Raw genomic sequence first — 19,188 nt, 5'->3', positions numbered from 1 at the left:
CCGACTGTCCCATTTCGCATGGAACAGAAGGCCTTTTCGTCCCACGCGCCCCTAGAAGCCGAGCTGGCTCGTGATCCGCTCGACAACGACGCTCGTCGCGTACCGCGTCGTGCCGGGCGGCTCCACGTCGGTCCACTCGCCGACGTACTTCCGGGCGACGGCCTGCTCCAGTTCCAGCTCCGGATCCGGCACCAGGTCGTCGATCCTGCCGCGCAGCTCGACGTAGTACGTCGGTCGCGCCGGGTCCACGATCACCACCGAGATCGCCGGATTGCGCTGCAGGTTGCGGAGCTTCTGCCGCCCGTCCACCAGGCTGAACCGCACCCGCTCGCCGTCCCACAGGAACCACAGCGGCGTGACCTGCGGCTCGCCGCGCCGGCCGATCGTCCCCACCATCGCGACCGCCGTCGACGACAGCAGGTCATGAAACTCAGCCGGAATCTCCACGACGGCGGACGATAGCACCAGGCCACCGTCAGCGCGCCCGGAGCCCGCCCGCGCCCGGAGCCCGGCCGCGCGCGTCAGTGCGCCGCCGCGCGCGTCACCGCCCGCCGGAGGTCAGTGCACCGCGAGCTCACCCGCGTGGATGCCGGCCGCGTCGAGGAGCGCGCCCGCGGTGGCGGCGCCGATCCCGCCGAGCGGCTGGGCGCGGACGACCGCACGCGCATTGGCGCCGTCGAAGATCATCGTGAGCTGGATCGCCAGCGTGGCCGGATCCTCCGCGCCGGCCTTCGCCAGCTCGCGGTGGAAGAAGTCGGTGAGCTGCTGCTTGAAGTGCCGGGCGACCACGGACCCCGGGTGCTCGGGGTTCTTCAGCTCGACCGCGGTGCTCACGTACGGGCAACCGAGATAGTTGCCCGACGCCACCAGATCGTCCTGCCGCTCGAACACCGCGACGATCCGCTCCCGCGGCGACCGGTCGTCCTCGCCGCCCGGGTAGAGCAGCGCCTGGTACGCCGGGCCGCGGCTCGCCAGGCTCTCCGCGATCAGCTCGTCCTTCGACCGGAACAGCTGGTACATCGACTTCTTCGACACCCCGGCCGCTTTGCAGAGCGCGTCCACTCCGATGTTGACGCCGTCGCGGTAGAAGAGTTCGCCCGCGGCGTCCAGCAGTCGCTCACGGGGTGTCGCCGAAGTACTCATGCCTTGAAGCGTACCGGCTCGATTTGAAATCGGAAACCGATCGGTTTACTGTCGTGGAAACAGATCGGTTTCTAGTCAAGGAGTTCCCAGATGACCACACTCGAAGGCGCTGTCGTCCTGGTCACCGGCGGCCAGCGCGGCATCGGCCGGGCGATCGTGGACGACCTGCTCGCGCGCGGCGCGGCCAAGGTCTACGCGACCGCCCGCAATCCGCGGCCGAGCAGCGACCCACGCGTCGTACCGCTGCCGCTCGAGGTCACGGACCAGGCGTCGATCGACGCGCTCGCGGAGGCGGCTCCGGACGTCACGGTGCTGATCAACAACGCCGGCGCGAGCTCCCCGGACACCTATCTCGACGCCCCGGTCGAGGACGTCCGCGCGGTCTTCGACGCGAACTTCTTCGGCCCGCTGCAGCTCACCCGGGCCTTCGTCCCGATCATCGAGCGCAACGGCGGCGGCCACATCCTCAACGCGCACTCGGCCCTGACCTGGGTCGCCCGGCACGGCGCGTACGCCGCGACGAAGGCAGCGTTCTGGTCGCAGACCAACGCGATCCGCCTCGAACTCCTCAACCGCGGCATCGGCGTCACCGGCCTGCACATGGGGTACGTCGACACGGACATGGTGACCGCGGTGACCGCACCGAAGTCGCGCCCCGAGGACATCGCCAAGCAGGCCCTCGACGGCATCGAGTCCGGGGCGTACGAGGTGCTCGCGGACGACACCGCCCGCGGCGCCAAGGCCGCTACCGCCCTGGACCTGACGGCTGTCTACCCCGAGCTAGCCGGCTGAGACGTAGACGTCGCGGTCGCGGGTGTACTCCATCGCACCCGCGATCCCGTCGGCCACGTCGGCGCCGAGTTCGCGCTCCACGACGTACAGGGCGAGATCGATCCCGGACGTGATGCCGCCTGCGGTGATCAGCGTGCCGTCGTCGACGACCCGATTGGTCTTCAACTCGGCGCCGAGCGCCTCCAGTTCGGCCCATGCGCCACGGTTCGTCGTGGCCGGCCGGCCCTTCACCAGCCCGGCTTCGGCGAGCAGCATCGAGCCGGTGCAGACCGACCCGATCCACTGCAACGCCGGCGCCAGGTCGGCGATCCGGGCCGTCATCACGCCACGACGTGCCTCGGCCCACGCGCCGTGCTCGGCGCGGTTCATCCACCCGCCGCCCGGGACGAAGAGCGCGTCCGGACGGCCCAGGCCCTCAGGTGCCTTGAACTGCAGGCCGTGCAGCCCGGTCACCTCGGCCGGACCGTCCAGCCCCACCAGCGCCAGCTCGAATCCCGGCCGCCGCGCCGCATGACTCCACACCTCGAACGGCCCCATGACGTCCATCTCGTCCACACCGTCGAAGACCAGCATCTCGATTCGCATACCCCCACCCAACTGGTCCGTGCGGACGCGGGCCAGTGACCACCGGGACGGGGTTCGCAAGATTCTGGCCAACCTCTCGGCGCAGGGTTGGTGCCGCTGAGCGCTTGCTGCTCGCACCCGGAGTGGCCGGGCCGCTACATCTAGTGGAGACACCCCGCCGCCACCGGAGGTCCACCTTGAGACGTCCCGCCGCCGTTGTCACCACTCTCGCCGCTCTGTGCGCCGGTCTCACCGCGACCGTCGTACCTGTCCAGGCCGCCGCGGCCACCGGCTGTGACGCAGCCGCCGCCGGCTTCACCCCTGTCCTGCAACTCGATCTGCCCGAACGGGCCAACTACCTGAACACCACGCCGCCGTACAGCCTCGACCGGACCGCGGAGATCGGCACCGGCTTCGACCGCGTCGGCTACTGCCTTGAGCTGAACGGCCCGGACGGTCCGCAGTGGGTGTGGACCGCGATGGAACCGTTCAGCACCGACGCCCGGAGGATCGGTCTGCCGACCCGGCCGGGCGAGATCGTGCGTCAACGCGTCGGCGATCTCGACGTGAGCTCCAACGTGCCCGGCGTGACCCAGGGCGCTGGTCAGACCGGCTATCTGGAGATGTGGCCGAACCAGTACGCCAGGACGGCGAGCGCCCAGGTGGCGAACGCGTCTGCGGCGACGTTCGACGCCGACGACAGCCCGACCACGCCACTCGGCTACGGCTCGTTCCAGGTCTCGCAGGTCGGCGCGACGAGGCCGTCGAGTGTGCCTGCGAAGCCGGTGTTCGCGATCAACACCTTCACGCAGTCGGCGACCAGCCTGCTGTCGCTGGGTATCGGCGCGCGCCCCACGGCCGACCCGGACTGGACCTTCGCCGGCAACGCAGCGCAGTACACCCAGCGTCGACTGACGGCGTACGTCCGCAAGTCGCTCGTCACGCTGACGGAGTCGCCTCAGGACCGGCAGTTGGTACCGCGCGATGCCACCGGTCGTGCGACAGTGCCGATCGCCGGCCGCATGACCGATCCGCGGGTCAACAGCGTGCAGTTGACGGTGACAAGCAACGGCGAGACGGAGGTGTACACCTCGGCGTCGAGAGAGTTCCGCTTCGCGCCGCGGATCAAGGCCGGACTGCGCGAGTACACGTTCGAGCTGAAGGCGCTCGGGCGGGTCGTCGCGCGCCGCGAGGGCATCGTGGCCGGTGACGTGTACGTCGTCCAGGGGCAGTCCAACGCCGAGGCGTCCATGTACAACGGGGCCGCGAGCGGCGAGGAATCGCCGTACCTGCGGAGTTTCGGGAGTCCGGTGTCCGATCCGTCGATCTCCGGCGCGGACCGGGTCTGGAGCTACGCGACCGGCGACGTGTCCCGGCAGTCGGGCTCGGTCGGGCAGTGGGCGATCCGGATGGGCCGGCAGCTCGTCGACAAGTACCAGGTCCCGATCGCGTTGATCAACGGCGCGCACGGCGGCCGGCCGATCAGCTTCTTCCAGCGCAACGACACGAACCCGGACGACATCACCACGAACTACGGCCGGCTCCGGCAGCGCCTGGTGGCCGCCGGTGTCCTCGACCACATCCGAGGGGTTCTCTGGTACCAGGGCGAGTCCGACAGCGACAACGCGGCCGTACACGTCAGCGGCTTCACGTCCCTCCTGCAGGACTGGCGCGCAGACTTCGGTACGACGCCGAAGTACTACGTCTACCAAGTCCGTACGTCGCCGTGCGGCAACTCGACCAGTACGAACCTGCGTGAGGCACAGCGTCAGATGGGTGACACGCTCGGCGTCACGGTGCTCTCCACCACCGGGCTGTCCGGCCACGACGGCTGCCACTACGCGTACGCCGGTGGGTACCGCGAGATGGGAGACCACACGTACGCCGTGGTGGCCCGCGACCTGTACGGCGGACCGTCCGCCGGCGTCGCTCCGCCGAACCCGCGCAGTGTCACCGCCAGCGGTTCACAGCTGACTGTCGAGCTGCGGTCCGACGATCCGCTGACAGTGGACGAAGGCGTGGCTGCCGACTTCCGTGTGGACGGTGCTGCGGTCACGGTGACGTCCGTCGCCTACCAGCCGGGCAAGCTGGTGCTGCAGCTGTCCGGTCCGCCGACCGGAGCGACCACTCTCACCTACCAGGCACACCTGCGTGCGGGACCGTGGATCACGAACGCGACCGGCGCGGGCCTGCTGACCTTCAGGCTGCCGATCAGCTGACCGAGGCAGGTGGGGCGGTCGGCGAGCCGGCCGCCCCACCTGCGAGATCAGCGGGAACGATTGGTCTGCTGGCGACGTACCGTAGATGGCATGTCAGTCACAGGGGGACCGCCTTCCACTCACGAAGAGGAGGTGGAGGAGCGGGTCGGGCCGTACCGGCTGATCCGGCGGCTCGGACAGGGCGGCATGGGCGTCGTGTACCTGGCCGAGGGACCTGAGCATCAGGAGGTGGCGCTCAAGGTACTGCGGCCGCACGTGGCGCACGACCCGATCGCGCGGGCGCGGTTGCAGCGCGAAGCGACCACGCTGCAGAAGGTGAACCACCCTGGTGTGGCCGGCATCCTCGACCACGACCTGGAGAGCGAGCAGCCCTACCTCGTGACCCGCTTCGTGCCGGGGCGTCCACTGGACGAGCAGGTGGACGAGCGTGGTCCGCTGACTCCCCGCAAATGGCTCCCGCTGGCCGGCTGCCTGGCCGAATCGCTGCAGGCGATCCACGCGGTTGGTGTGATCCACCGCGACCTCAAGCCCGGCAACGTGATGATGTGCAACGGCAAGCCGGTGATGATCGACTTCGGCATCGCACAGGCCGCCGACGACCTGCGACTCACCCAGACCGGCCTGGTGATCGGTACGCCGGGCTACCTGGCGCCGGAGCTCATCGAGGGCGAGATGGTGTCGCAGTCCGCGGACTGGTGGGGCTGGGCGGCCACTGTGGCGTTCGCCGCGACCGGACGCCGCCCCTTCGGCAAGGGACCGTTCGAGGCGGTGCTGGCCCGCGTGCACTCCGGTCAGGCCGACCTGGACGGGCTGGACCCGCGGCTGAAGTCTCTGCTCGCCGCCGCCCTCGCACCTGACAAGGCCGACCGGCCGACGCAGGAAGAGATCATGACCGGTCTCAGCCGGTACGCCGAGGGGCGCGACGCCCTGCCGCCGCGTGAGGCTCCGACCGTGGCCGCCGTACCGCCGACCAGGCTCGTCACCAAGCAACTGCCGTTGGACGAGCCCACGGACGAACCTGCGGTCGAGGAGCCGACCGGTCCGACGCCGACGCAAGTGGCCGAACTGGTGCCGCAGGTGATTCCGCCGCTGTCGGCGTTCACTCCGATTCGGGACAAGATCCGGGACGCTGCCGCGAAGAAACCGGTCGCGGAGGCGCCTGCTTACGGACCGGTCCCCTACGCGCCAAGTCCGTACGCCGCGGGTCCGTACGAGCCGGTGCCGTACGCGCCGCCGTACCAGGGCCCGTATCAGAACAACGCACCGGTGCCGTACCAGCAGCCGTCGCAGCCGGCACCCGCGCAGCCCGCTCATCCCGTCAAGGCTCCGCCGACAGGACGTCGTACCGCGGTCGTCGTCGGCTTCATGGTCGCGCTGACCGGACTGGTCGCGCTGACGCCGGGCATCGGCGCGGTCGTCGCCGTCGTACTCCTGGTGCTCGCACGAACGGTCGACCGGTCGAGTACGGCGCTCATGCGGCGTCGCCAGGTCCGCGGCCGGGCCGGGAAGTCGGACGGCGTTGTCACCTTGGCCGCCAGCCCGCTGCAGCTCGCCACGGCCGTCCTGATCACGATCCCGTGCCTGATCCTGCCGCTGCTCACGGCGGTGGTGGTCGGCGGCATCGTCACCGGTGTCGCTGCCTCGGCGTACGGACTCGACTGGCCGCCGTTGTCCGCCCTCGGCTTCGGTACGGCGGCCCTGACCGCACTCTTCTGCTGCTGGTGGGGTCCCGGCGGCAGCTCGCTGCGCCGCGGTGCGCACATCACGGCACGCAACACGTTCCGCCCGCGCTGGTTCGCCGCACTGATCGCCGTCGTCCTGCTGGCGATCGGCGGCATCGCCTTCTACCAGGCCACTCAGGGCGCCGGCGCGGGCTGGGCCCGTACCCCGATCCAGACGCCGAACATCGAGCGACCCACACTCGGCGATCTTCGCAACGCCCCGTTCATCCGCGACCTCCCCGTCATCGGCAACTGACGACGGGGACGCCGGGCGTCCTCAGAGCTGGACGATCTGGCTGCGTTCCGGGCCTACGCCGATGGCGGAGATCCGGGCGCCGCTGAGGGACTCGACGGCGCGGACGTAGCTCTGCGCCTCCTTCGGCAGATCCTCGAAGGTACGGCAGCCGGAGATGTCGTCGGTCCAGCCGTCGAACTCCTCGTAGACCGGGACCGCGTGGTGGAAGTCGGTCTGGGTCATCGGCATCTCGTCGTGCCGTACGCCGTTCACGTCGTACGCGACACACACCGGGATCCGCTCGCGGCCGGTCAGGGTGTCGAGCTTGGTGAGGACGAAGTCGGAGACGCCGTTCACGCGTGCCGCGTACCGGGCGATGACCGAGTCGTACCAGCCGCAGCGCCGCGGGCGGCCGGTCGTCGTACCGAACTCGAAGCCCTGCTGCCGCAGCCACTCGCCGTCGGCGTCCAGGAGCTCGGTCGGGAACGGACCCTCGCCGACGCGGGTGGTGTACGCCTTCACGACGGCCATCACGCGGTCGATCCGGGTCGGCGGGATGCCGGTGCCGGTGCAGGCGCCCGCGGAGATCGCGTTCGACGAGGTGACGAACGGGTACGTCCCGTGGTCGACGTCGAGCAGCGTGGCCTGGCCGGCCTCCATCAGCACGGTCTTGCCGTCGTCGAGCGCCTTGTTCAGCAGCAGGCTGGTGTCCGCGACCATCAGCTTCAGGCGGTCGGCGTACCCGAGCAGCTCGTCGAGGACCTCGCGGATCTCGACCGCGCGCCGGTTGTACACCTTCACCAGCAACTGGTTCTTCTGCTCCAGCGCGCCGGTGACCTTCTGCTCGAGGATCTTCTCGTCGTACAGGTCCTGGATCCGGATGCCGATCCGGTTCATCTTGTCGGCGTACGTCGGACCGATACCACGGCCCGTCGTACCGATCCGGCGACTGCCGAGGAACCGCTCGGTGACCTTGTCGAGGGTCCGGTTGTACGGCGGGATGACGTGCGCGCTCGCACTGACCACGAGCCGTGACGTGTCCACTCCGCGCGCCTGCAGCGCGTCGAGCTCCTCGAACAGCACGCTGAGGTCGACCACGACCCCGTTGCCGATCACCGGGGTGACGCCCGGTGTGAGGATGCCGCTCGGGAGCAGGTGGAGCGCGTACTTCTCGGACCCGATCACGACCGTGTGGCCGGCGTTGTTGCCGCCGTTGAACTTCACCACGTAGTCGATGACCTCGCCCGTGTTGCCGAGCAGATCGGTCGCTTTACCCTTGCCCTCATCGCCCCACTGGGCGCCGACGAGCACGATTGCGGGCATCTCAGCCCTCCTCTTTCACGCGCGGCCTCACACCCCGTGGCGGCCTGCGCTGGAAACGGTGAAGCCCGGAGACGTTCACCGGACATTCATCCGGCGACGCATCCAGGCTCTTGCGACCAAAGCCTACCGGAATCGGGCTCACACGTTTCCGGGCTGTCCGATCACTGTTTCCTCAGGTGACGGGTTGCCATTTTGCGTGATCGCGTGCACACTCTTAGTCAGCGGCCCGCCGAAACTGCCGCAGGGGACGGTTCCGGCGGGCCGCTTCCTCTTTGGCTAGTTCCCGCCGGCCGCCAGCCACTCGTTGATGCGCCGATCGGCTTCCTCGCGGGAGACGTCCTCGACCCTGGTCATGATCGCCCAGCGGTGCCCGAACGGATCGATCACCGTGCCGTACCGGTCACCGGTCAGGAAGGTCTGCACCTCTTCCACGGACCGTGCACCGGCCTCGATCGCCTTCGCGTACGTCGCGTCGACGTCCGGCACGTAGTGCACCAGCGAGGAGTGCACCCACTCGCCAGTCGGCGCACGGAGCCCGATCTGCGGCATCTCGTCACTCAGTTGGAGCATCGAGTTGCCGAACTTCAGCTCCGCGTGGGCGACCCCTCCGTCCGGCAGGTCCTGCCGGCTGATCACCTCGGCCCCGAACACCGACTGGTAGAACTCGATCGCCTTCGTCCCGTCGGACACGGCGATGAACGGGGTCAGCGAGTGATAACCGTCGGGGATGGGCCGCACTACTGTTTCTCTGTCCGTGTTCGTCGTCATGACCTCCAGTCAACGTGTCGGAGGCGTTGCCGGTCTTGGAAGAAAGCGACAGCCAGCGTGAGCCAGCCAGCCGACAGCGAGAAGGGCATCCTGCACCCGCGGGAGCAGGCCCGGCACCGCTCGCTGCACCGGCTTGCCCCGGGGGCGGAGGCCGGGCGGTTCGTGGAGTGGTACTGGATCGTCGAGTGGGATCTCGACGAGCCGTACACGGCCGAGGTGCTGCCGTTCCCGGCGGTGAACGTGACGTTCGAGCAGCCGGGCGGCGCGTTCGTGAACGGCGTCTGCACGAAGAAGTTCGAGCGCGAACTGCGCGGCCGCGGCCGGGCGTTCGGGGTGAAGTTCTGGGCGGGCGGGTTCGGGGCGATCACCGGGCTGGACGTGGGCTCGTTCCGCGACGAGGTGCTGCCGCTGACCACGGTGTTCCCGGACGGAGATCGGCTCACGGACCTGATGTTCGAGGCGGAGTCCGACGTACGGCGGCGTGCGGTGTTCGAGGCGTTCCTGCACGACCACCTGGCACCGCCCGATCCGTCGTACGAACTGGTCCGCGAGATCGTCTCGACGATGGCGGCCGACCGGTCGATGGCCCGCGTGGACGAGATCACCGAGCGCTTCGACGTACCGATCCGCACGTTGCAGCGGCTCTTCCGCCGGTACGTCGGCGTGGGCCCGAAGTGGGTGCTGCGCCGCTACCGGCTGCACGACGGCGCCGAACTGCTCGCCCAGGGCGAAGTGGCCGAGCTGGCGGAACTGTCCGCCTCCCTCGGCTACTTCGACCAGGCCCACTTCTCCAACGAGTTCAAACAGCAGATCGGCCTGACCCCGGCCGAGTACGCCGCCCGCGCCGCCGCAGAACGCCAGATCACCTACCGCTGAGCCTTCACCGCTACGGCCATCGCCGTTGCCGTCAGTGCTGCTGCCAGGGCGACTCCGAAGCCGTACTGCGCACTGTGGCCGTCGACGACCCAGCCTGCGAACGCGGAGCCCAACGCGATTCCTGCGGCGCCGCCGGAGTTCAGCCAGGTGAAGGCCTGCGTCAGCACGGCCGAGTCGACAGCTGACTCGGTCAACACAGCTGACAGTGTCTGGAACGGTGCAATCGCCAGACCCGGCAGCGCCAGGGCGACAGCCGCGGTCAGTGGAGTGTGTACCGCGATCAAGGGCAGGCAGCTGATGGTCAGCCAGATGAAGGCGAGGACGAACTGCGTCTCCGGAGCGGTCCGCCAGCGCCTTGCGCCGTACACGAGACCTGCGAACAGGCTCACCAGGCTGGTGATGCTGTAGAGCGGTCCGGCCAGGCCCGGCGTACCTCTGGCGACTGCGAAGGCAGTGACGGACACCTGCATGCTGCCGAAGAACAGGCCGACACCGATGTTTGTACCGACCAGGCCGACGAATCGCCTGTGCAGCAGGCGTTTCGAGCTCATGTGTAGACCAGGTGCGCGTGGCGGTGGGGCGGTGTCGCGTTGCACCGACAGCAGGAAACCACCTGCGAGCAGGAGACCCGTTGCGAGGATCGAGCCTGCTGCTGGAGTACTGGACGAGCTCACGATGCCGACCAGTCCAGGGCCCACCATGAACGCGATGCCGACGCTCAGCGCCTCCAGCGCGAAGGCCGACGACAACAGTGGGCTGTCGCGCAGTGCGTGGGACCAGCGTGCTGCCGTTTGCGCACCGATCTGGGGGAGTGAACCGCCTGCCAGGACACCAGTGACGATCAGGGCCGCCAACGGCGCGCCTGTCACCGTCAGACCAATGAGAACTGCGACGGCGGCCGCGTGGGCGAGCAGGGTGACCGGCAGCATCCGGGTCTGACCGAAACGGTCGATGAGCCGGGCGACCTGCGGTCCGGCGACAGCCTCGGCGACCGCGAAACCGCCGGTGACGCTACCGGCGGCCGCATACGAACCGGTCGATCCGTGGACCAGCCAGACGATGCCGAGGCCGGTCATCGCGATCCCGATCCGGGCCGGGGCCGCTGCCAGGTAGAACTTCCACGCGCCGGGAGTACGCAGTACCTCTGCGTAGGTGGTGCTGTGCCTCTTATTGGGCGCGTCGATCCGTCCGGTGAGAGCCGGCACGGTGTGACCTTCCGCTGCCCGATGGGGCGGGGACCCGACCGTGGGCGTCCAGCTTCGCCGGTCTGTCGATCCGCCTAGAACCGTCCATGTTCGGCAGACAACGGGGACGCTCGCCGCCTGCCGGCACTGTCAACGGGCAGAAAACCTCGAGTGGTTCAGGTTGACACGAACATCGTACCGTCCCGGAGAACGGGCACGCTGCGGCTCTGGTCCACCTCGGCCGCGATCGCCACGTCCTCCGGATAGCCGTACTGCGTGAGCTCGCGACCGCCGGCGCACTCGTGCAACTGCCGGGGCAGGTCGCCCGCGACAGTGTCGTACGCCGCTACCGCCGCTCGCGCCTCCGGGGAGAGGTTGTCGGTCCGCAGTGCGCTCAGGAACCCGCCCGCACCCCAGAGGTCCTCGACCGCCGGTCTGAGTGACCCGTCCTTCCACCGCTCTCCGGACGCGATGGCGACCACTCTGCGACCGGCTCCCTGCTCCTTGACCCAGTCGGCAGCCGCCTGACGATTACGCAACGACACGGCGATCACCGTCGTCCCGCTGTCACTCAGCTGCTTCGAGATCGTCGATCCGTTCGGCGACGGCAGCACCAGTCTGGTGATTCCGGTCACGCTCCGGATCGTCGCCGGCGAGAGGCTCACCTGTCCCGGACCTGCCGCGGAGCGTCCGACCGCGAGCGTCGCGCCGTACTGCTCCGCGTACGCGACCGCGGTCTCGTCGCGCCAGCGATACGGGTAGACGTCGATGCCGAGATCGGCCGCCACCGTGACCGTCGTCGTGAACGAGAGAACGTCGACCACAGCCACGATGTCCCCGGCAACGACCGCGGCACCGACCGGACCCCAGTCGAACCCGACGCGGAATCCGTCCTGCGCGTAAGGGCTGGTCACCCGGCAGATCCTTCCGCCGGGACGACCAACCCCACAAGCGATTTCAGCTCAGCGCGTCGGCCGCCGTCGGCGACGAGTCGCGCAGGAACGTGGCACACCGCTCGGCCTCGTCCTTCTCGTCGATCAGCGCCGCCGCCTTGCCCAGCGACGCGAGCGCACGCAGGAAGCCGCGGTTCGGCTCGTGCTCCCACGGCACCGGGCCGTGGCCCTTCCAGCCGTTCCGCCGGAGCAGGTCCAGGGCCCGGTGGTAACCGGTCCGCGCGTACGCGTAGCCCTCGATCGTGCGGCCGTCGGCGAGGGCGGCCTCGGCCAGCACCGCCCAGGCGAGCGACGACGTCGGGTACTTGGCCGCGACGTCCGCTGGAGCGGCCCCGTCGGCGAGTTCCGCCGCGGCCGGGTCGACCGGTAGTAGTGTCTCGGGTGGACCTGAGAGCAGATTGTTCAATTCCATAAGCACATCTTCGCCGATCACGCAGCCGTACCGGCACGTGACCGTCTGACGAAATCCGTTGACCGTTCACGCAGCGGCCACGGATGCTTGAGACACTGCGTCAACCGCCGTGGTTCCCAGCTACGGCCGGAAGGAGGCACCGGATGAGCGTCATAGTCCTGAACGCGTCGTACGAGCCGCTGCACACCGTCTCGATCCAGCACGCCATCCGGATGCTGGTTCGTGAGGTCGCAGTGGTGGAAGAGGCGCACGGAGAGCGAACTATCGGCCCTTTCCCGGTCCCTCGCGTCCTACGCCTGGTCCGGTACGTCGTGACGCACTGGCGCTACGCGGCCGGCCGGATGAAGTACAGCAAGCACGGTGTCCTGCGGCGCGACAAGTTCCGGTGCGCGTACTGCGGCCTGGACAACGCCGACACCATGGACCACGTCCAACCCCGGTCCAGGGGCGGCCGCACCGAGTGGCTGAACGCCGTGGCCGCCCACGCCTCCTGCAACGAGCGGAAAGGCAACCGCACCCCGTCCGAGGCCGGCATGCCCCTCCTCTGGCAACCCTGGATACCAACCCGCGCCGAGCTCGTCATAGACAGATGACGAGCATTTTTTATGCCTGATTCCGGGCGCCGGCCCCACTAGCTGCCCTCCGGTCGCACCCTCCCGACCCGCACCGTCGTCGACCAGTTCTCCACAGGTTGAAAGTCGTCGGTCCGGGCGGGGGCGAATCGCGGCAAGTTCTTGGGCATGAATCCTCAACTCGCCGTGATGGCGTCGATCCGGGGTGGCGTGTTCACCCGGGCCGACGCGCGTGCCTGTGGTTATCCCGACGCCGATATCGACGCCCTGCTGGACTCCGGCCGCTGGCGGCGGATCCGGCGCGGGACGTATGCCGCCCATCGCTCCCTCATGCTCGTCACGAAGGAGGTCCTGCACCTGCGCAGGGTGTACCGCGTCCTGCGTGCGAGCGGACCGTCCGTCTTCGCCAGCCACCAGTCCGCCGCGGCCCTGCACGCCTTGCCTGTCTGGGGTCTCGATCTGACCCGCGTCCACGTGACCGCGCCCGACGGACGGTCCGGCCGGGTGCGCGGCGTCCACCGCCACATCCGCGATCCGGTAGGCCCCGGTCTCCAACTGTGGAACACGTTGCGCATGGTCTCGCCTGCCCGCGCGGTCGTCGAAGTCGCCTCGAACGCACCGCCCGCGGCCGCGATCGTGCTCGCCGACGCCGCGATGTACGCCGGAATGGTCGACCGGCGCGCGCTGAACCGCGCGGCCGGGCAGCTCGACTACGGCAAGAAGCGAGCGCTGAAGGTGCTGGACCAGCTCACCGGTGCCGCCTCCATCGCCGAGTCCCGCCTGCGGTTCATCCTTGCCGCCGAAGGCCTCCCGGCGCCGAGCGAGTCGCCACCGCCGGAGTCCGATCAGTCCGACCTCGACGACCCCGACGCGGCGGCGTTGTGGTTCCCCGACGAGCGGACCGTCGTCGACTTCGAGCCGCGTTTCCCCTTCTGGTGCGAGGAATCCGGGCCCAGCACGGTCGAGCCGGACCCCGAGACCTCCCCCGCGCCATCGATCACCGAAGGTCCGCAGCCCGTCGAGCGCTGCTGGATCTCCTGGACCGACCTCGACAATCCGCAGACCGTGGCCGACCGCATCCGTACCACGTTCGCCCGAGCAGCCCGCCGTACAGGTATCCGGCACTTCGATCTTGCCCGGGTCCGGTGACGAGACCTACTACCCGTTGCTCTTCAACGCCGTGGCGAACAACGGAACGACCTTCTCCAACGCGTATCCGACCGAAAGGACCGTGTCCGTGGCGAATGCAGAACTGATGGTCTTGTCGTCGAAGACCACCGAACGTCCCGCCTTGACCGACGGCACCGCGCGGAACAGCGGATCGCCGGTGATCTGGCTGGCCGGGACTCCGATCGGCGTCATCACCGTGAGGTCGGCGTCGAGCATCCCGAGGTTCTCCCGCGAGACGGGGACCGAGAAGTCGCTGGTCGCCTTCGCCTCGACCGCCGGGTTGTTGCGGAAGCCGAGCCGCTCGACGAAGGCGACCCTTCCGGTGCCGGAGACGTACGCCCCGTATCCCTCGCTGGTCCTGGCGCCGAGCGTGATCGTCTTCCCGTCGAAATCGGGATGCTTCGACTTCGCCGCGGCGAACTTGCCCTCGGTGTCCGCGATCAGCTGGCGGCCCTGCTCCACCCGGCCGAGGGCCGCGGCGATCATCTCGGTCTGCTGCTTCCAGTTGGTCTTGTACGCGTCGCCACCGGCCGGGACGCCGACGGTCGGCGCGATCGCCTTCAACGTGTCGTACCGGTCCTGCTTGCCGCTCGACTTCACGTCGAGGATCAGGTCCGGCTTCAGCGCGGCGATCTGCTCGTACTGCGGTTCCAGCGTGTTGATCAACTTTGGCGCCTGCTGGTACTTCCCAGCGGCCCAGGGGCCGACTCCCTCACCCCCGAAGGCGAGCCAGTCGCTCGCGCCGATCGGCTGGTCCCCGAGCGCCAGCGCGGTCTCCGCGTCACCCCAGCCGAGCGCGACTACCCGCTTCGGCTCGGCCGGCACCGTCACCTCACCGAACTTCGTCGCCACCGTCGCGGACGACGCCGAGGTGCCTTGGTCGTCGTCGGAGCCCGACCCACAGGCGGCAACCGCCACCACCATCAGGCCGGAGATCACCAGAGCAGCAAGTTTACGCATGGAACTAAGGATAGGCTGGCCTAATAGTCTTCGCATCAAGTGGTCGCTTGATGGGCAGCATGCGCCGTCCGGACACAAGCAGGCCCGCCCTGGGGACAGCCCCAGGACGGGCCCGCTCGCCGCCTTCGCGCCCGGTAGGCGCGGGATGTCAGGCGTTCAGCGACGTACCGGTCGAGCGAAGGCTCTCGCAGGCCTCGCCGACGCGCTTCGCCATACCCTCTTCGGCCGCCTTGCCCCAGGCGCGCGGGTCGTAGGCCTTCTTGTTGCCGACCTCGCCGTCCACCTTCAGCACGCCGTCGTAGTTGGTGAACATGTGCGCCGCCGCCGGCCGGGTGAAGGCGTACTGCGTGTCGGTGTCGACGTTCATCTTGATGACGCCGTTGTCGACCGCGGCCCGGATCTCCTCCAGCGTCGAGCCGGAACCACCGTGGAACACCAGGTCGAACGGGCGCTCCTTGCCGACCTTCGCACCGACCTGCTCCTGGATCTCGGCCAGGATCTCCGGGCGCAGCTTGACGGCACCCGGCTTGTAGACGCCGTGCACGTTGCCGAAGGTCAGCGCGGTCAGGTAGCGGCCGTTCTCGCCGGTGCCGAGCGCCTCGACCGTGGCCAGGCCGTCCTCGACGGTGGTGTAGAGCTTCTCGTTGATCTCGTTGGCGACACCGTCCTCCTCGCCGCCGACGACGCCGACCTCGATCTCCAGGACGATCTTCGCCGCGGCGGCCTTCGCCAGCAGCTCCTTCGCGATCTCCAGGTTCTCGGTCAGCGGCACCGCGGAGCCGTCCCACATGTGCGACTGGAACAGCGGGTTCTCACCGCGGGCGACGCGTTCGGCGGAGATCTCCAGGAGCGGCCGGACGAAGCCGTCCAGCTTGTCCTTCGGGCAGTGGTCGGTGTGCAGCGCGATGTTCACCGGGTAGTTCTTGGCGACCTCGTGCGCGTACGCGGCCAGGGCGACCGAGCCGGTCACCATGTGCTTCACCGTCGGGCCGGACAGGTACTCCGCACCACCGGTGGAGACCTGGATGATGCCGTCCGAGCCCGCCTCGGCGAATCCGCGGATCGCGGCGTTCAGCGTCTGCGAGGAGCTGACATTGATGGCCGGGTAGGCGAAGCGGTTCTGCTTGGCCTTGTCCAGCATCTCGGCGTAGACCTCAGGGGTTGCAATAGGCATGTCTCGCGGTACTCCTCACAACACAGTTCTTGTGGGTTCGGCTCCAGTATTGCCGCCGGGCACTTCGTCGGATCCGGCGGCCCACCTGCCGAACCGGCCCGGTGGCCGGGGAGCGATCGGCAGGGATACAGACCAGTTGAGGAACAGGACCGATCCAGTTCGCCGCGTCCGGACACCTGCGACAGGCGACGGACGCGTCAGGATCGGTCAGGCGGACCCGGTTCGCGGGCCGCGGGGGGTCAGGGCCATGTGCAGCCGGTAGCGGTCGGCACGGTACGCCGACCAGGACAGCTCGACGACCTTGCGGCCGGCGAACGTGGTGCGCTCGAGGACCAGCAGGGGTGCCCGCCGGGCCACGCCGAGCACCCGGGCGACATGACCGTCGGCGTTGTCCGCCCGGACGGTCTGCTCACCGGAGGTGACGACGACGTCGTACTCGCTGGCGAAGACGTCGTACAGAGTGCCGAGCTCGCGGCCGAGCAGGCCAGGGAAGAGCGCGGACGGGTAGTAGCCGACCTCGTAGGCCATCGGCGACGCGTCGGCCGTACGGAGCCGCTCGACGCGGATGACCTTGGTGCCCTTGGCGACCCGCAGTCCCTTGGCGGTCTCCTCGGACGCCTCGATCTCGCTCGCCGACAGCACGACGGTCCCGGGCTCGAGGCCACGGGCCCGCATCTCCCGGGAGAACGAGGTCAGGTGCAGCTGCGAGTCGACCTGGGGACCGGTGACGAAGGTCCCCTTGCCGTGCACCCGTTCCAGGGCGCCGGACTCGACCAGGTCGCTGATTGCTTGCCGGACGGTCACCCGGGACACGTTCAGCTTGTCCACCAGGGCGCGTTCGGAAGGGATCGGGTCCCCGGGATGCAGCTCGACGTCGATCAGCCGTTCCAGCACCGATCGGACCTGGGCCCGCTTGGTCGCCACCATGGAATCTCGATCCTCCAGACCTGGGCGGGCCTCGGGGGTGCCCCGGGGCGCCGCTCACTGCTATCGTGCGCAGCATACCTGTTAAGACCAGATAGGACCAGTGATCGTAGTGGTGTCTGTCCCCGCCCAGGAAACCCGGATGGCGGCCGAGATCGCCGAGCAGCCGGCCGCGCTCGCCGCGACCTTCGAGCATGTCCTGCCGCTGCGGCACGACATCACCCGCCTGGCCGCCGGCCGGCGGAACGTGATCTTCGTGGCCCGCGGATCATCCGACAACGCCGGCGTTTACGGGCGGTACCTGACCGAGATCCACGCCGGCCGGCAGGCGTCCCTGGCCGCACCCTCGGTGGCCACGCTGTACGGCGCGAACCTCGACCTCTCGAACTCGCTGGTCGTCGCGGTCAGCCAGTCGGGAGCGACCCAGGAGATCGTCGACACGGCCGAGTGGGCCAAGCGCAACGGCGCCGCGATCGTCGGCATCACGAACGACGGCAACAGCCCGCTGGCGTCCACGGCGGACGTCGCGCTGATCACGCAGGCCGGCCAGGAGCTCGCCGTACCGGCCACGAAGACGTACACGACGCAGCTGGCCGCGATCACGGTTGCCGTCGACGCACTCGCGCCGCGGCCGGGGACGCTCGACGCGGACATCGCGCGGGTCCCGGACGCGGCGACCAAGATGCTGTCCGGATCGGTCGAGGCCGCGGCGGATCTGCTGGCGGGGGCCCACGACGTGCTCGCGAGCGGCCGCGGGCTGACGTTCGGTACGACGCTCGAGGTCGCGCTGAAGCTCGAGGAGACCTGCCTTCAGCCGGTCCGCGGACTTTCGTACGCCGACCTGAAGCACGGCCCGATCGCGGTCGTCGACGCCGACTTGGTGACGATCCTGGTCAGCGCCGGCGAAGGCCCCGCCCTGCCCGGCATGACCGAGCTGGCCGGGATCGTCCGCGAGAAGGGCAGCAAGATCCTCGGCATCGGCGGCGACCCCGCCTTCGCCTCCCGCTGCGACGTGAACCTCGCCGGTCCCGACCTCCCGGAGACCCTCGCGCCGCTCGCCCTCGTCATCCCCGCTCAGCGCGCCATCGAGCTCCTGGCCCGCAAGCTCGGCCTCGACCCCGACGCCCCGCGCGGCCTCCGCAAGGTCACCCAGACGGACTGAACAAAGTGCTCATTGGGTGAGCACTTTGAGTGGAATCGTGGTGGTCGTCAACCGGGGAAGACCTGAGAGAGGACCACTGCGATGTTGCGAGGATTTGCCACCGTCAGCTTCTACGCGACCGATCTGAAGGCGGCGCGGGCGTGGTACGAGAAGTTGCTGGGGATCGAGGCGTACTACGCCGTGCCTACCGCTGAGGACCCGGCGTACGTCGAGTTCCGCTTCGGTGACTACCAGTGCGAGCTGGGCATCATCGACGCGAAGTACGCCACCCATCAGGTCGCGTCGGCGCCGGCCGGGGCGATCATGCACTGGCACGTCGACGACCTCGAGGCCGAGCTCCAGCATCTCCTCGACCACGGCGCCACGCTCCACGAGCCGATCACGGAACGCGGCAACAACACCGGGTTCCGCACAGCCTCCGTCGTCGACCCGTTCGGCAACCTGATCGGCATCATGAACAACCCCCACTACCTCCAGATCCTCCAACAGCTCAACGCCTGACTCCCACGCAGGCTGACGGGTTACATACCGCGGTGTGTCAGAGCGGTGGTGATGCGGCCGCGGGAGTTGTGGATGGGGGCGGCGATGGAGCGCAGGCCCAGTTCGAGTTCCTGGTCGACCGGGGCACAGCCGTCGGCGAACGGGCCGGCGAGTTCACCGAGGTCGAGGGATGACAGGTAGGCCCAGCCCAGGGCGAGTACGCGCGGGGTGAGCGAGAAGCGGCGGTTGTCGCTGCGGACATATCCGAGCTGTTCCAGCGTGAGGAGGATTCGTCGCGCTGTCGCGGGAGTGATGCCGACTGCGCGCCGCCTCGCTCAGCGTCAGCGAGGGCGCCTCACTGATCGCGACCTTCGTGTCGTGCTTGTCCCGCGCGGCGCGCCGGAGACCGCGCGGATCACCGCGAGACCGCGCTCCAAACCCTGCAGAAACGTGCCCGTAGACGCGTCACCCGGCATCCGCTAGCCTGCTTTTCGTTGAAAGAAGAACTATTCGCTGAGCGAAATCCTCGCGGGGCGGCCGATGCCACGTCCAGTCG

General features: G+C 69.0%; 20 protein-coding genes. 8 read left to right on the top strand and 12 right to left on the bottom strand.

Features of this window, described 5'->3' with window-relative positions; all coding sequences use genetic code 11:
* Positions 1 to 51 precede the first annotated feature (51 nt).
* Positions 52 to 447 (bottom strand): TIGR03618 family F420-dependent PPOX class oxidoreductase, encoded by a 396-nt coding sequence (locus BJY22_RS08010; RefSeq protein WP_167204887.1) that lies wholly within the window; start codon positions 445 to 447, stop codon positions 52 to 54.
* A 111-nt stretch (positions 448 to 558) separates the two neighbouring features.
* Complete coding sequence (locus BJY22_RS08005; protein ID WP_167204885.1) at positions 559 to 1,143, bottom strand: TetR/AcrR family transcriptional regulator; 585 nt, start codon at positions 1,141 to 1,143, stop codon at positions 559 to 561.
* 90 nt (positions 1,144 to 1,233) lie between these two features.
* Here BJY22_RS08005 and BJY22_RS08000 point away from each other — a divergent pair, with 90 nt between their 5' ends.
* Positions 1,234 to 1,935, top strand: a complete 702-nt coding sequence (locus tag BJY22_RS08000; RefSeq protein WP_167204883.1) for an SDR family oxidoreductase — start codon at positions 1,234 to 1,236, stop codon at positions 1,933 to 1,935.
* On the opposite strand, the gene BJY22_RS07995 is transcribed toward BJY22_RS08000, so the two are convergent.
* Positions 1,924 to 2,520: a DJ-1/PfpI family protein gene (locus BJY22_RS07995; protein WP_167204881.1), complete on the bottom strand. Its 597-nt coding sequence runs from the start codon at positions 2,518 to 2,520 to the stop codon at positions 1,924 to 1,926. The two genes, BJY22_RS08000 and BJY22_RS07995, sit on opposite strands and share 12 nt — an antisense overlap.
* A gap of 176 nt (positions 2,521 to 2,696) precedes the next feature.
* Here BJY22_RS07995 and BJY22_RS07990 point away from each other — a divergent pair, with 176 nt between their 5' ends.
* Both BJY22_RS07990 and BJY22_RS07985 read left to right on the top strand, forming a co-directional pair.
* Positions 2,697 to 4,718 (top strand): sialate O-acetylesterase, encoded by a 2,022-nt coding sequence (locus BJY22_RS07990; protein ID WP_167204879.1) that lies wholly within the window; start codon positions 2,697 to 2,699, stop codon positions 4,716 to 4,718.
* Between the two features lie 90 nt (positions 4,719 to 4,808).
* On the top strand, positions 4,809 to 6,695 hold the full coding sequence (locus tag BJY22_RS07985; RefSeq protein WP_167204877.1) for a serine/threonine-protein kinase: 1,887 nt from the start codon (positions 4,809 to 4,811) through the stop codon (positions 6,693 to 6,695).
* Positions 6,696 to 6,716: 21 nt separating this feature from the next.
* Here the strand turns inward: BJY22_RS07985 and BJY22_RS07980 are convergent, their stop codons facing one another.
* A complete protein-coding gene (locus BJY22_RS07980; RefSeq protein ID WP_167204875.1) occupies positions 6,717 to 7,997 on the bottom strand; it encodes an adenylosuccinate synthase in 1,281 nt (426 codons plus the stop codon).
* Between the two features lie 276 nt (positions 7,998 to 8,273).
* The gene (locus BJY22_RS07975) at positions 8,274 to 8,765 is read right to left on the bottom strand and encodes a VOC family protein (RefSeq protein WP_167204873.1); all 492 of its coding nucleotides are present in this window, start codon (positions 8,763 to 8,765) and stop codon (positions 8,274 to 8,276) included.
* A gap of 57 nt (positions 8,766 to 8,822) precedes the next feature.
* Between BJY22_RS07975 and BJY22_RS07970 the strand changes: the two genes are divergently transcribed.
* Complete coding sequence (locus tag BJY22_RS07970; protein WP_167204871.1) at positions 8,823 to 9,641, top strand: DUF6597 domain-containing transcriptional factor; 819 nt, start codon at positions 8,823 to 8,825, stop codon at positions 9,639 to 9,641.
* Here BJY22_RS07970 and BJY22_RS07965 read toward each other — a convergent pair.
* The 3 genes from BJY22_RS07965 to BJY22_RS07955 all read right to left on the bottom strand — a co-directional run bounded on the left by BJY22_RS07965 (position 9,632) and on the right by BJY22_RS07955 (position 12,190).
* A complete protein-coding gene (locus BJY22_RS07965; RefSeq protein ID WP_167204869.1) occupies positions 9,632 to 10,846 on the bottom strand; it encodes an MFS transporter in 1,215 nt (404 codons plus the stop codon). The genes BJY22_RS07970 and BJY22_RS07965 overlap by 10 nt on opposite strands.
* A 155-nt stretch (positions 10,847 to 11,001) precedes the next feature.
* Positions 11,002 to 11,739, bottom strand: coding sequence for a 2-phosphosulfolactate phosphatase (locus tag BJY22_RS07960; RefSeq protein WP_167204867.1), 738 nt, complete (start codon positions 11,737 to 11,739; stop codon positions 11,002 to 11,004).
* Between the two features lie 43 nt (positions 11,740 to 11,782).
* Entirely contained in the window at positions 11,783 to 12,190 is a 408-nt protein-coding gene (locus tag BJY22_RS07955) for a DUF3151 domain-containing protein (protein WP_167204865.1), read from the bottom strand.
* A gap of 143 nt (positions 12,191 to 12,333) precedes the next feature.
* On the opposite strand from BJY22_RS07955, the gene BJY22_RS07950 reads away from it, so the two are divergent.
* Together BJY22_RS07950 and BJY22_RS07945 are read left to right on the top strand one after the other, a co-directional pair.
* A complete protein-coding gene (locus BJY22_RS07950) occupies positions 12,334 to 12,783 on the top strand; it encodes an HNH endonuclease (RefSeq protein ID WP_167204863.1) in 450 nt (149 codons plus the stop codon).
* A gap of 147 nt (positions 12,784 to 12,930) precedes the next feature.
* A complete protein-coding gene (locus tag BJY22_RS07945; protein ID WP_238350313.1) occupies positions 12,931 to 13,911 on the top strand; it encodes a type IV toxin-antitoxin system AbiEi family antitoxin domain-containing protein in 981 nt (326 codons plus the stop codon).
* Positions 13,912 to 13,920: 9 nt separating this feature from the next.
* Here the strand turns inward: BJY22_RS07945 and BJY22_RS07940 are convergent, their stop codons facing one another.
* The 3 genes from BJY22_RS07940 to BJY22_RS07930 all read right to left on the bottom strand — a co-directional run bounded on the left by BJY22_RS07940 (position 13,921) and on the right by BJY22_RS07930 (position 16,993).
* Entirely contained in the window at positions 13,921 to 14,892 is a 972-nt protein-coding gene (locus BJY22_RS07940) for an iron-siderophore ABC transporter substrate-binding protein (protein ID WP_202891030.1), read from the bottom strand.
* Between the two features lie 148 nt (positions 14,893 to 15,040).
* Positions 15,041 to 16,066, bottom strand: coding sequence for a class II fructose-bisphosphate aldolase (fbaA, locus tag BJY22_RS07935; protein ID WP_167204859.1), 1,026 nt, complete (start codon positions 16,064 to 16,066; stop codon positions 15,041 to 15,043).
* 207 nt (positions 16,067 to 16,273) lie between these two features.
* On the bottom strand, positions 16,274 to 16,993 hold the full coding sequence (locus tag BJY22_RS07930; protein WP_167204857.1) for a GntR family transcriptional regulator: 720 nt from the start codon (positions 16,991 to 16,993) through the stop codon (positions 16,274 to 16,276).
* A gap of 139 nt (positions 16,994 to 17,132) precedes the next feature.
* On the opposite strand from BJY22_RS07930, the gene BJY22_RS07925 reads away from it, so the two are divergent.
* Both BJY22_RS07925 and BJY22_RS07920 read left to right on the top strand, forming a co-directional pair.
* Positions 17,133 to 18,152 (top strand): SIS domain-containing protein, encoded by a 1,020-nt coding sequence (locus tag BJY22_RS07925; protein ID WP_167204856.1) that lies wholly within the window; start codon positions 17,133 to 17,135, stop codon positions 18,150 to 18,152.
* Positions 18,153 to 18,233: 81 nt separating this feature from the next.
* Entirely contained in the window at positions 18,234 to 18,653 is a 420-nt protein-coding gene (locus BJY22_RS07920) for a VOC family protein (protein WP_167204854.1), read from the top strand.
* Between the two features lie 20 nt (positions 18,654 to 18,673).
* On the opposite strand, the gene BJY22_RS43255 is transcribed toward BJY22_RS07920, so the two are convergent.
* Positions 18,674 to 18,946 carry an IclR family transcriptional regulator gene (locus BJY22_RS43255; protein ID WP_167218010.1) on the bottom strand — a complete coding sequence of 91 codons (273 nt, stop codon included), beginning with the start codon at positions 18,944 to 18,946 and terminating at the stop codon, positions 18,674 to 18,676.
* Positions 18,947 to 19,188 lie beyond the last annotated feature (242 nt).

It is taken from the genome of Kribbella shirazensis, from assembly GCF_011761605.1.
Classification (GTDB): Bacteria; Actinomycetota; Actinomycetes; order Propionibacteriales; family Kribbellaceae; genus Kribbella; species Kribbella shirazensis.
The sequence above is the reverse complement of the archived record's forward strand: the minus strand, read 5'-3'. Positions and strand labels throughout refer to the sequence as shown.

Bases quoted from the DNA above. Each gene is read 5' to 3' on its own strand.
- BJY22_RS07930 (WP_167204857.1), bottom strand. From the start codon at position 16,993: ATGGTGGCGACCAAGCGGGCCCAGGTCCGATCGGTGCTGGAACGGCTG.
- fbaA (WP_167204859.1), bottom strand. From the start codon at position 16,066: ATGCCTATTGCAACCCCTGAGGTCTACGCCGAGATGCTGGACAAGGCC.
- BJY22_RS07925 (WP_167204856.1), top strand. From the start codon at position 17,133: ATGGCGGCCGAGATCGCCGAGCAGCCGGCCGCGCTCGCCGCGACCTTC.
- BJY22_RS07975 (WP_167204873.1), bottom strand. From the start codon at position 8,765: ATGACGACGAACACGGACAGAGAAACAGTAGTGCGGCCCATCCCCGAC.
- BJY22_RS07955 (WP_167204865.1), bottom strand. From the start codon at position 12,190: ATGGAATTGAACAATCTGCTCTCAGGTCCACCCGAGACACTACTACCG.
- BJY22_RS08005 (WP_167204885.1), bottom strand. From the start codon at position 1,143: ATGAGTACTTCGGCGACACCCCGTGAGCGACTGCTGGACGCCGCGGGC.
- BJY22_RS07950 (WP_167204863.1), top strand. From the start codon at position 12,334: ATGAGCGTCATAGTCCTGAACGCGTCGTACGAGCCGCTGCACACCGTC.
- BJY22_RS07980 (WP_167204875.1), bottom strand. From the start codon at position 7,997: ATGCCCGCAATCGTGCTCGTCGGCGCCCAGTGGGGCGATGAGGGCAAG.
- BJY22_RS07940 (WP_202891030.1), bottom strand. From the start codon at position 14,892: ATGCGTAAACTTGCTGCTCTGGTGATCTCCGGCCTGATGGTGGTGGCG.
- BJY22_RS07985 (WP_167204877.1), top strand. From the start codon at position 4,809: ATGTCAGTCACAGGGGGACCGCCTTCCACTCACGAAGAGGAGGTGGAG.
- BJY22_RS07945 (WP_238350313.1), top strand. From the start codon at position 12,931: ATGAATCCTCAACTCGCCGTGATGGCGTCGATCCGGGGTGGCGTGTTC.
- BJY22_RS07995 (WP_167204881.1), bottom strand. From the start codon at position 2,520: ATGCGAATCGAGATGCTGGTCTTCGACGGTGTGGACGAGATGGACGTC.
- BJY22_RS08000 (WP_167204883.1), top strand. From the start codon at position 1,234: ATGACCACACTCGAAGGCGCTGTCGTCCTGGTCACCGGCGGCCAGCGC.
- BJY22_RS07920 (WP_167204854.1), top strand. From the start codon at position 18,234: ATGTTGCGAGGATTTGCCACCGTCAGCTTCTACGCGACCGATCTGAAG.